The sequence below is a fragment of the Streptomyces sp. UNOC14_S4 genome (assembly GCF_020740835.1).
GTDB lineage: Bacteria > Actinomycetota > Actinomycetes > Streptomycetales > Streptomycetaceae > Streptomyces.
This window is the reverse complement of the sequence record NZ_JAINFC010000429.1, coordinates 1-6,584: the sequence shown is the minus strand read 5'-3', so window position 1 is coordinate 6,584 and position 6,584 is coordinate 1. Positions and strand designations below refer to the sequence as shown.

Here is a 6,584-nt window from a genome sequence, read left to right as displayed (position 1 = left end):
GCCCCGGCGGGGCGGCGGGGAGGGAGAGCACGGCTCGTCGGATGGTCGTGGGCACGGCAACCTGGTCCTCTCAGGCCCGGAATCAGGCCTCGGCGGCGTCGATCATGTCGGCGGTGATCGCCCAGCGTTCGTGGTCGCGCCACGCCCCGGATATGAAGAGGTAGTCGGGCGAGAAGCCCTCCAGCCGGAAGCCGAGCCGCTTGACCAGGGCGAGCGAAGCCGCGTTGCCCGGCTGGATGTTGGCCTCCAGCCGGTGCAGGCCCAGGGGGCCGAAGGCGTACCGGAGCACGAGCCCCAGGCCCTCGGTCATATATCCGTGCCCGGCGGTGGGCGCGAAGCTCCCGTAGCCAAGGTAGCCGCTGCGGAACGCGCCGCGGACGATGTTGTTGATGTTGACGAAACCGGCGATCGCGCCGTCCGCCCCGGGCAGGCAGACGAGCAGGCGCGCCGTCTCGACGGCGTCGGTGCGGTCCATGTAGGCCATGAACGCGTCCTCGGTCGCGGGCATCGACAGCCAGGGCGTGTGCAGTTCCTCGCTGACGCGTACAAGGCGGGTGAACTCGGCGGCGTCGGCCCGCGTGAGGGCACGGAGGGCGACCCGGGGGCCCCGGGCCAGGAAGTCGTCGTGGTGCTCGGACACGTTCTCATCGTAGAGGCGGGGTCCGACATCGTTCCCGGTCACGTGATCATCCCCACTGTGCCGGGTCCGTGCCCCACACGCCCGGCGGGCGCCGCCAGTCCGCGGGCGCGCCCTCCACCGTCACGGGCGGTGCCGCGTAGCGCAACCGCCCCAGTGGGCCGTCCGTTTCCCGCAGCCACGCCTCCGGCTCGTAGGTGCCTTCCGGCTCGCCCTCGTCACGGTCGCGCGTGCTCTCGCCGGTGAGCCATGCCGCCGTCTGGGCGAGCGCGAAGCGGGCGAGGCGGGTGCCGCCGTTCGTGTGCTGCTCGGTCAGGGCCCGCAGGACGGCGGCCGCGAGCAGGTAGCCGGTGCCGTGGTCGAGGGCCTGCGCGGGCAGCGCGCCGGGCCTGCCGTCCGGGCCCGCCTCCATGACGGCGATGCCGGTGGCCGCCTGCACCAGGCTGTCGAAGCCCCGGCGGCCGCCCCACGGACCGTAGGCGCCCCACGCGCTCAACTGGCCGATGACGAGCCCGGGGTGCCGTTCCGCGAGGTCCTCCGCCGACAGTCCGTGCCGGTCGAGGGCGCCGGGCCGGTAGCCGGTCACGACGACGTCCGCGGTGGTGAGCAGGTCCTCGAAGGCGGTGCGGTCCGTTGTCCGCGTGAGGTCGAGCGTGGCCGTCTTCTTGCCGAACCCCGTGTCGTTGAGGGTGTCCTGATCCTCCGGCAGGTGCGGTGGGTCGATACGCAACACGTCCGCGCCGAGCAGCGCGAGCGTACGGGTGGCGACGGGTCCGGCGAGGACCCGGGTCAGGTCGAGCACGCGCAGCCCGTGCGCGGGCAGTCCCTCCCGCGCGTCGGGCATCGTGCGCACGGGCCCCTCGCCCACGCGGTCCAGGGAGAGCAGGGGGTGCCGCGCGACGACCGCGCCCTGCGGGTGGGTGGCCCATTCGCCGGGTGTCCGGACGGCGATGGCGAGCCCGCCCGCCGCGTACACCGTCTCCTCCACGTCTCCGGCCCGGCGCTCCGCGAGCACGTCGGCGACCCGGGTGGCGAGCGCCTCGTCGTCGCCGGTGTCGTCGATCTCCAGGGCGGCGAGGAGGCGGGCGCGGTGGTGCGGGTAGTTGGCGTGTGTGCGCACCCAGCCGTCCGCGGTGCGCCAGAACCGGGACAGCGGGGCGAAGGTGCCGCCTGCCCGCCCGTCGAGGCGTATGTGCCGCTCGCTGGTGAACGCGGTGGCGACGGCCCCGTCGTCCACCGTCACCTGCGGCAGGCCGCCCCGGTCCCCGCCCTGCCGGACCGCCGTCAACTCGGCCGCGGCGAGCCCGCAGACGGCGACGGTGGCCCGCGCGAACTCCCTGACGGGCAGTGAGGACGGCAGCGTCGCGGCGTCGGGGCCGCCGTGGGCGACGGTCGCCACGAGAGCGGGGTCGCCGCCGAGGGCGGCCCAGGCGCGCGTCACCGCGCTGGTCGATCGCTTGATCATCTCCGCAGTGTGGCACCGGGAACCGGCGGACCGCCAGCCTTTCTCCCGCCAGGTGACGCAGACCTCCGGCGCCTCAGGACGGCGGCAATAGAGTGGCCGGAACGGCGGTAGCGCTGCGGCAGGACGATGGCAGGATGGCGGGATGCGTCCACTGCTGCTCGGGATACCCCGCCGCCCTCCGCTCCGCCCGTTCCTCGGCGCGGCCGTACTGCTCGTGACGGCGGGCCTGCTCACGGGGTGCGCCAGGCCACCGGAGCCCTTCGAGGCGGTCGAGCGGCACGGCCGCCCCGGGGCTCCGGCGAACGTTCCGGTGTCCCCCGCCTGCCCCGAGTCGGGTCTCCTGATCCGGTCGGAAGACGTCAACGCGGCTATGGGACTGCGGGTGATGACGCTCGAAGTGGTCAACTGCGACACGTCCCGCCACGTGGTCGAGGGCTATCCGGACGTACGCGTCCTCGGCAAGGACCACGCGCCGCTGGACGTCGGCCTGGAGCTCGGGGCGGCGTCCTTCGGCACTGCCGTGCAGGACGCGGGCCCCACGCGGCTGACCCTGCGGCCGGGCGAGCGGGCCGTCGCCGGGCTGGCGTGGCGGAACACGGTGGACACGACGGGCGAACCGGCCAACGGCGCCTTCCTGTCCGTCGCCCCGGCCCCGGGCGCGGCACGCCAGGAAGTGCCCGAGCTGATCGACCTGGGCACCACGGGCAAACTGGGCACCACGGCCTGGGCCCGGCCCCGGGCGTCGTAGGGCTCCGCCACGGCGCCGGGCGCCCCATCAGGGGCGCGGGGCAGTGTTGCGTCATGCGGCTCCGCCGCGTGGGCGCGACCGGCCCCCGCCGGACCCGCAGCCGCGCGCGGAGCGCAAGCCGCACCCCGGTGGGCGACGGGGGTCCGGGGGCGAAGCCCCGGGGCAGAGGCTCACGCGGAAGCGTGACCGGAAGCCGAGCGCTCAGCGCTCGTGGCGGGCGCGCAGGAACTCCACCAACCGCGCGTAGCTGTCCCCGCCGTGGCCCTCCTCGACCGCGCGGGAGGTCAGGGCCGTGAAGAGCTCCGGCAGGGCGGAGGACACCCCGCGGAGTTCGCTCGCGTGGGACAGGAGGTTCATCGTCATGAGGTGGAGGTCCAAGGGGAAGCCCTCGGCCGGGTAGCTGCCCGCGTCGATCTGCGGGGCGTACGTGGCCATGAAGGTGCCGACGGTGCGCATCCAGCGCAGGGCCACCTCCGTGAACGCCGTCGCCGTCACGCCGCCGCCGGGGCCGTCCGCGCCGATGAGCGCCGCGCTGTGCAGCCAGCCGGTCAGGGTGGACCACATGAGCCCGAGCAGCGCCATGTCGTAGACGGAGGACAGCGCGGCGTCGTCGCCCAGGTGCACGGGCTCGCCCAGGGCGGCCAGCGTCCCGCGGTGGGCGTCGAAGGCGGCGCGGGGGCCGCCGTAGAGCTGGAGGACGTCGGGGGTGCCGACGCCGGGCGGAGTCGTCATGACGACGCCGTCGAGGTAGCCGGCGCCGCGCTCCTCCGCCCAGGCGGCCGTCTCCCGTGCGGCCGGGGGCGACCCGGAGGTCAGGTTGACGAGCGTGCGGCCCACGAGCCCGCCGCCCAGCGGGCGGAGGACCTCGTGGACGGTGTCGTACGTCGACAGGCAGACCACGACCAGCGGGCTCGCGGCCACGGCGGCGGCGGCCGACGGTGCCTCCTCGGCGCCTTTGCCGACCAGCTCGCCCGCCTTGCCCGGCGTACGGTTCCAGACGGTGGTCGGGTGTCCCGCGGACACGAACGCGGCGGCCAGCGCACCGCCCATGGCCCCCAGCCCCAGCACGCTCACCCGTGCGGCCATGGCGTCCCCCCTTGTCGAGCGGATTCGCGGCTGTCCACCGCATTCTGCCCAGGAGGGGAGGCTTCTACCCATGCAGGGGCAATGCGGAGGCAACGCGCGGGCAAGGGCCGGGGGCGGCGCTCCCCGGTGGCATGCCGCGCGCGTCGCCGGGCAGACGTGGAGCGGGGGCCGACCGGGCGGGGCATTGCCTCCGCCGCGCGGGCCGGAGAGGATGCGCCATGCAGCCGGGGAGGGTGCGTCATGCATATGACCGAGGCGGAACGCGAGGGCGCGAGTGACCGGTCCGCGCTCCGACGGGCCCGGATCGTGGCGGCGGCCACGGTGACCATCGCCGACTACGGGCTCGTGGGGGCCTCCTTCGCGAGGATCGCCGAACGCGCGGGCCTGCCGGACAGCCACCTGATCGCGAGCCACTTCAAGAACAAACAGCAGATCGTCGACGAGGTGACCGCGGACATCCTCGGCACGCTGCAGCGGTTCGTCGCGCAGCGGATGAAGGAGGAGAGCACCGCCCGGGGCACTCTCCTCGCCTACCTGCGGGCCCACATCGACCACTTCGGCAGCCACCGCGTCCAGCTGAGCGCCCTGCTGGCGATCTTCACCTACAGCGGCTTCAAGTACTCCGCGGCGTACCGCGACGGGGCACGGGCTCTCCTGACGGCCGTTCTGCGCGACGGCCAGGCCCGTGGGGAGTTCCGCGACTTCGACGCCAACATGATGGCCTCCCTGGCCCTGAGCACCCTGGAGGGGCTGCCGATCCTCCTGGAGGCGCGCCCGGATCTGGACCCCACGGCCTACGCGGACGCGGTGGAGGAGGTCTTCGACCTGGCCACCCGGCGAGCGGAGTGAGGGCGGGCCACACTCAGTCCGCTCGCCGGGTGGCCATCGCCGCCACCGCCATTGCCGCCGCGTGCCCGGGTCCGACGGGGATGTCGGTCAGGGTCCAGCCCTGCGGAGGGGCCGGGTCGGGGCCCGTACCCACGTAAGTCGCCGACAGAGATCCGGACAGACCCGTTCCGAGGCCCTTGAGGTAGGCCTCCTTGCGGGTCCAGCAGCGGGCGAAGGCCGCCAGGCGGTCCCGCGCGGGGAGCCCGGCCAGCTCCGCCGTCTCGTCGGGGTGGAGCGCCCGCGCCACGTCGGTGACGACGGCGAGCGGCTGTTCCCGCTCCACGTCCGCCCCGACCGGTGTGTCGGCGAAGGCGTAGAGGGCCAGGTCACCGGCGTGCGAGAGGGAGAAGTGGAACGGTGCCCCGGCGACCGCGGGGCGGCCGTGCGGGCCGCCGCAGCCGGGGCAGGGCTCACGGGTCAGCACGACGGCCGCCGGGTCGGTGCCGAGGTACGCGCCGAGGAGCCGCCGCAGCCCCAGGTGACTCGCGACATACCGTTCCCGCAGCCGGTCGCGCGCGAACGCGGCCGCGCGGGCCCGCTCCCGGGCGTCCAGCACCCGCTCGTACGTCTCCGGCCCGGGAGCGCCGGTGATCCGCAGGAGCCATACGCGGGGCGGGCCGGGGGTCCAGGGCCCGGGCAGCGGGCCGTCGCCGAGCAGCCGGGGCACGGAAGTGTCGCGCATGTCCATGGTCGGCTCGGTTTCTCCGTCGGTGACCGGCTGCTCAGGCTACCGGCGCGGCCCGGCCGACGGGGGCCGGGAGCCGTCCCCCGGCCAGGGACCGGCCTCGGCGGCGGCATCCGCCGAGGCCGGGGTCTTGGGCGGCTACACCTGGAGGTGAGCGCGGGGCGGCGCGCCGAGCCGGCGGTGCGGGTCGCTGTGGGCGAGGCGGGCCAGCAGGTCGAGGAAGCGGCCGTGGTGGGCGGCGAGTTCGTCGGCGCCGTAGAGGGCGGGGTTGGCCGCGACGTCGATCCGCGGGCGCGGGCCGTCCTGGACCAGGACGGTGAGGTCGTCGACGGGCCCGGTGGCCAGCACGCGCACGTCCGACCGCGCGCCCCCGAAGGACGGGCCGCCACCGGGCGGGAGGAAGGTGACGCGGGGTCCGGTGACGGCCCGTCGGATGTCCTCATGGCGGAAGCGCTGGTGGCGGCGGGCCGCGCGGATACCGAGGACGGCCTGGTGGGTGAGTTCGGCGAAGGTGGTGCCGGAGGTGACGGTGAGCCGGAGGGGCACCACGTTCTCGGCCGAGCCGGGGGTGCGCAGGGCGACGGAGCCCGTACGGCCCATCACCGGCAGGGCCAGCAGCACGTCCCCGGCGCCGGTGGCACGGGCGAGGTGGAGCGCCTGCGCGGCGCAGACGACCTCCCGCCAGCCGGCCCGTACGGACGCGGCAAGGCGGCGCAGCGCCTCGGCGGTACCGGGCGCGAGGCGTGCCTCGCTGCGCAGGGAGGTACGGGAGGGGTGCGCGGTACGGCCCGCGAGGGTCCGGGGCTCGGGGCGGTCGGCGAGTTCGGCCAGCCAGTGGACGCGGTCGCGGAGGTGGCGGGCGGAGGCCCGGTAGGCGGTCTCCTCCTCGGCGAGGGCGACGGCCGGGCCGAAGGGTGTGGGTGCGGGGGCCCTGCCGGCGGCGAGGGCGGTGCAGACGTCGGCGACGCGACGCGTGACGAGGGTGTGCCCGTAGGTGTCCAGGAGGGAGTGGTGGCTGCGGTGGTACCAGAGCCAGTGGTCGCCGCCCACGCGGAGGAGGGCATGGGTGTGGAGC

The 6,584-nt window shown here is 75.3% G+C and carries 7 protein-coding genes; 2 read left to right on the top strand and 5 right to left on the bottom strand.

All coding sequences use genetic code 11. From position 1 onward, the window contains the following. Positions 1-82 precede the first annotated feature (82 nt). Both K6I34_RS28615 and K6I34_RS28610 read right to left on the bottom strand, forming a co-directional pair. Positions 83-640, bottom strand: coding sequence for a GNAT family N-acetyltransferase (locus K6I34_RS28615; protein ID WP_229330204.1), 558 nt, complete (start codon positions 638-640; stop codon positions 83-85). Between the two features lie 46 nt (positions 641-686). After that, the gene (locus K6I34_RS28610) at positions 687-2,102 is read right to left on the bottom strand and encodes a CoA transferase (protein WP_229330202.1); all 1,416 of its coding nucleotides are present in this window, start codon (positions 2,100-2,102) and stop codon (positions 687-689) included. A 142-nt stretch (positions 2,103-2,244) separates the two neighbouring features. Between K6I34_RS28610 and K6I34_RS28605 the strand changes: the two genes are divergently transcribed. Continuing rightward, a complete protein-coding gene (locus tag K6I34_RS28605; protein WP_229330200.1) occupies positions 2,245-2,850 on the top strand; it encodes a DUF4232 domain-containing protein in 606 nt (201 codons plus the stop codon). Between the two features lie 201 nt (positions 2,851-3,051). On the opposite strand, the gene K6I34_RS28600 is transcribed toward K6I34_RS28605, so the two are convergent. Next, positions 3,052-3,936 carry an NAD(P)-dependent oxidoreductase gene (locus tag K6I34_RS28600; RefSeq protein ID WP_229330198.1) on the bottom strand — a complete coding sequence of 295 codons (885 nt, stop codon included), beginning with the start codon at positions 3,934-3,936 and terminating at the stop codon, positions 3,052-3,054. Positions 3,937-4,176: 240 nt separating this feature from the next. Here K6I34_RS28600 and K6I34_RS28595 point away from each other — a divergent pair, with 240 nt between their 5' ends. Continuing rightward, the gene (locus tag K6I34_RS28595; RefSeq protein WP_229330196.1) at positions 4,177-4,785 is read left to right on the top strand and encodes a TetR/AcrR family transcriptional regulator; all 609 of its coding nucleotides are present in this window, start codon (positions 4,177-4,179) and stop codon (positions 4,783-4,785) included. Positions 4,786-4,798: 13 nt separating this feature from the next. On the opposite strand, the gene K6I34_RS28590 is transcribed toward K6I34_RS28595, so the two are convergent. Beyond that, a complete protein-coding gene (locus K6I34_RS28590) occupies positions 4,799-5,506 on the bottom strand; it encodes a 4'-phosphopantetheinyl transferase superfamily protein (protein WP_229330194.1) in 708 nt (235 codons plus the stop codon). A gap of 141 nt (positions 5,507-5,647) precedes the next feature. Further along, the coding region (locus K6I34_RS28585) for a condensation domain-containing protein (RefSeq protein WP_229330192.1) at positions 5,648-6,584 on the bottom strand (937 nt) is incomplete at its 5' end.